Below are 3,955 nucleotides of genomic sequence, written 5' to 3'. Positions count from 1 at the left end.
CCTGAAGATCTATTCGAAGCACAATTAGATATAATTTATGCAGCATAAGTAAATTCAACGATTTAAGTCATAAATACAAATTGGTTCAACTTGTTATTGCAATTGATCATAATAATTTAATATACATAAACTTATATTGGAAGTTATTCAAAGGTTGATGATAAATAGAATAGGTATACACAACAGAATTTTGGTCATTATAATAATTAAAGAGTTTATTAAATAAATATATGAAAGGTGGTATTTTATATGGGCTTTTTAAGTTGGATAGGTGCAATAGTAGTTTTCTTTTGGATATTGGGGCTTATATTTAGTTTTGGCGGACTTATGATTCATTGGTTGCTTCTAATAGCAGTAATAGCATTTATTGGAGATATGCTTTCCAGAAAAGGAAGTAGAAAAACACATTAGGAAACTATTAAATCATCTCCTGCATATCTGTAACATTTCTGAAAGAGATGCCAAACAGCTCTGAAAGAGATGACAACAGCTCTGAAAGAGATGACAACAGCTTCTCTAGATCGTGCAATAATTTCAGAAAAAGATTTACCCCTTTAGTTCTCTGGAGTAGATAATAATTTTCCCCCACTGAAGTTTTATTTTGCTAGAGTAGTTATCCTCTGCAAGTCTCTTGGGTAGATAACAATTTTAGTTGTTATCCTCTTACTTATAGAAGGGCGAGACTTTTCTTCTGAAATGTTGTTAAATTAAATATAAAGATAAAAATACTGCTTTAGGTTATACCCTAAGCAGTATTTTTATCTTACTATAGTATCATTCTTAAAAGGGAATTTATATCTAAATTATAGACAGTTTTTCGAATCTTATTCATTTTTATATTACAATAAAAACTATTGCTATTCTAAACGATATTTGAAATCTTATTATCTTCGGCCACAATTATTACAGCAATTATCATGACGATGTTGATTCTTACAACATGGGTCACAACAAGGTTCACACCAAGGATCACACCAAGGATCACACCAAGGATCACAGCAATTATTAAAATCATTGTTACAACAAATGTTACGACGATTATTGTTACAACAATTGTTACGATGATTATTGTTACAACAATTGTTATCGTCAAACAGTAATAATAATAGTATCCACCAACAACACATACATATTTCACCTCTTTTAAGGAAAATATTTTTTGATTTAATCTTCTTAGGTTTGTCCCATTAATACTTTCATTTGTTAGTTATATAATATTATGCATAGTACAAAAGTGTTACATTTAAAAATAAGTTCAGAATTAATCGTTCAAAAAGTAAAGAGGCTGATATATTTAGTTAGTAAAAATAAAAAATAATATAACGTGTAAGTGTTTTGTACATTATGTTATTTTTTTTATAGGGTATTAGACATTAATACTACAGCTCCGCAGGAGATAATTTAATGCTTTCTCTTTTATATCTCTTTTCATACATGCGTTTATCAGCTGTGCTGAGTAGTTTCAAAATAGTTTTTGATGAACATGAGTATGAAAACCTTGAAGAGAGAGTTATAGGAATTTTGTGATTGTCATTATAGTTTGCAATGGACACCAACATATCTGAATAAATTTCTTCTGCTTTTTTTTCAGAAAAACTAGACAAAATAATAATAAATTCATCACCACCATTTCTAATGACAATGGAATCCTCAACAAAGTTGTTAATTAAAAAATACCCTACACTTTTTAGCATTATATCACCTCTACAATGTCCAAAGTTATCGTTAAAATATTTAAGATTATCTAAATCACATACTATGATTGCTATAGGTTTATCTACGTCCTCTTTTAATATTTTAATTTGTTTATTTAAATATGTTCTATTATATAACCCAGTTAAACCATCAATATAGCTAAGCTTCTCAAGTTTTTTTTCTAATTGGATTCTTTTTGTAATATCTCTGCAGATTCCTTCAACAAATATTAATTCATCTTTATCGTTAAAAGTTGGAATGATGTAATCCTCTATCAATACATAATAACCATTTTTATGTTTAAATCGAACATAAAAAAGATTAGAAAAATCTGTCTTTTTATTAACCTTAGATAACTGTATATCACGATCATCAGGATGTACAGTTTCAAAGGGAAGCATAGGATTTTGAAAATAATTTTTTAAATCGTATCCAAAGATATTTTCTACAGCGGAATTTAAATATGTAAATTTTATTTCAGGAATAATCTGCATTTTAAATATGATATCATTAGTGTTTTCAAAAAGTTTATTGAATTTTAAATCTCCTTCGTTTAGATATGCGTGTTTATTTATAGGAAGAAGATATAGAATAAAATAAATAGATTGTTTTTTAGAATTCATTTTAGAAATTACAAATATATCAAAATGAATTTTATCACCATTTTTGTTTAAAAACTTACACTTAAAGCTTTTATTAACCGTTATAGTATTAAAATTGCATTCAATATAAGTGTTAATGTCTGTGTTAAGAAATTCACTTTGATCATATCCTAAAATACTACAATTAGGTGTAATAAATCTGATGATACCTAAACTATCTGTTTCTATAATAATTTCTCTTGAAATATGACTATATTTATTTGTACACGTTTCCATTTACTTTCCCCCATTAATCTAAGCTGGATCTTAGATTATAATAATAAGTATATATAAAAGATTACATACTAAAGTATTTGATTACATCTTAAATAATTCTTATATCCTATTGATGCTGAAGTATCCAAGTGAGAGTTAGAATTTATATTAATAATGGTATTTTGATTTTGCAAAACAGGTTATTGCTGCCTGTGTGTATAACAATAATAATATAACTATTCTACCATAAATATTCTCAAAACATATAAAATATTACAAGTATTGAAAAAATATTATAAGGAGTTTTGAATCTCGCTTGATAACAGAAATAGATACTTAATTTTCCGTTCTTCATTATAATTATAATCAGTATATATCTATATTATTGTTATTATATTTGAGCACAATTTAAGAAGAGCAATTTCTATTATTATGTGTTTTTAATTTATTCACACAAAATTGTTTAAAAACTCATAACTTTTACATGATTTCATGCTATATTTTATTATAAATAGTTTAAGGAGGAGTTTATGCATAGATTTTTTAAACGTATACTAAAATTCATGGTATTTATATTTGTTGTCCTATGTATTAGCTGGTTTGGATTAAAGTACTACTTTGGTCATGTTAACATAATTTCTAATAAGGTGCGTAGTGACGTGATCACTCAGGTACGAGCTCATAATAGCAGGTTACTTGCGTATAGTGATATACCGAAAACATATAGAAAGGCTATTATTGCAACTGAGGATCGCAGTTTTTTCACAAACAAAGGTATGGATGTCAGAGGAACCATACGGGCAATATTTGTGGATGTTGCTAGTAGAAAATCTCTTCAAGGTGGTTCTACAATTACACAACAGTTGATTCACAATACAATTTTAAGTAATACATCAAAATCATTAACTTGGAAATTACTTGAGAGTACCTATGCCATTGGGGTATATGACACGATGAGTAAGCAAGAAACATTTGCATTCTACACCAATGTTATTTATTTTGGACATGGGGCTAACGGATTATACCAAGCATCAGATACTTATTTTGGAAAATCTCCAATGCAATTGAATGCAGGGGAACTGACCATGCTTGCCGGTCTTCCGAATGCTCCAAGCGTCTATGATCCATATAAAAGCATGAAACTTGCTATAGAGCGACAACATATTGTCATTCAAAATATGGTTGATAGCCAAATTATTAGTGAATCTCAAGCTAAGCAGATTATCAGCGAACCGATTATGTTGAAATGAATAAAGAAAGGCTATTCCTGTTAATACCGGCATAGTTTTTATTTTCTTGTTATATAGGAAACAGCTTGCGGAAACCGCTGTGGATAACATTTTAGATAACATTTTAGATGAAAATTAGGTGGAAAATTCAAGAGAAATATGAGATGATTAAAT

4 protein-coding genes are annotated in these 3,955 nt (G+C 28.1%); 2 read left to right on the top strand and 2 right to left on the bottom strand.

Annotated elements, in window-relative coordinates; translation table 11 throughout:
* The first annotated feature begins 249 nt into the window (after positions 1 to 249).
* A complete protein-coding gene (locus KPL38_RS18465) occupies positions 250 to 411 on the top strand; it encodes a lmo0937 family membrane protein (protein ID WP_216290600.1) in 162 nt (53 codons plus the stop codon).
* 451 nt (positions 412 to 862) lie between these two features.
* Here KPL38_RS18465 and KPL38_RS18460 read toward each other — a convergent pair whose 3' ends face one another.
* Positions 863 to 1,093 (bottom strand): hypothetical protein, encoded by a 231-nt coding sequence (locus KPL38_RS18460; RefSeq protein WP_216290599.1) that lies wholly within the window; start codon positions 1,091 to 1,093, stop codon positions 863 to 865.
* A gap of 286 nt (positions 1,094 to 1,379) precedes the next feature.
* Positions 1,380 to 2,573 carry a sensor domain-containing diguanylate cyclase gene (locus tag KPL38_RS18455; RefSeq protein ID WP_216290598.1) on the bottom strand — a complete coding sequence of 398 codons (1,194 nt, stop codon included), beginning with the start codon at positions 2,571 to 2,573 and terminating at the stop codon, positions 1,380 to 1,382.
* A gap of 509 nt (positions 2,574 to 3,082) precedes the next feature.
* Between KPL38_RS18455 and KPL38_RS18450 the strand changes: the two genes are divergently transcribed.
* A complete protein-coding gene (locus tag KPL38_RS18450; RefSeq protein WP_216290597.1) occupies positions 3,083 to 3,802 on the top strand; it encodes a biosynthetic peptidoglycan transglycosylase in 720 nt (239 codons plus the stop codon).
* Positions 3,803 to 3,955: the final 153 nt, after the last annotated feature.

It is taken from the genome of Clostridium psychrophilum, from assembly GCF_018861705.1.
Lineage (GTDB): Bacteria > Bacillota > Clostridia > Clostridiales > Clostridiaceae > Clostridium_AD > Clostridium_AD psychrophilum.
Note: the sequence above shows the minus strand (reverse complement) of the source record. Positions and strands in the feature narration are given on the sequence as shown.

What these genes read in the sequence shown, in the direction of transcription:
- KPL38_RS18455 (WP_216290598.1), bottom strand. Translation starts at nt 2,573, where the DNA reads ATGGAAACGTGTACAAATAAATATAGTCATATTTCAAGAGAAATTATT.
- KPL38_RS18450 (WP_216290597.1), top strand. Translation starts at nt 3,083, where the DNA reads ATGCATAGATTTTTTAAACGTATACTAAAATTCATGGTATTTATATTT.
- KPL38_RS18465 (WP_216290600.1), top strand. Translation starts at nt 250, where the DNA reads ATGGGCTTTTTAAGTTGGATAGGTGCAATAGTAGTTTTCTTTTGGATA.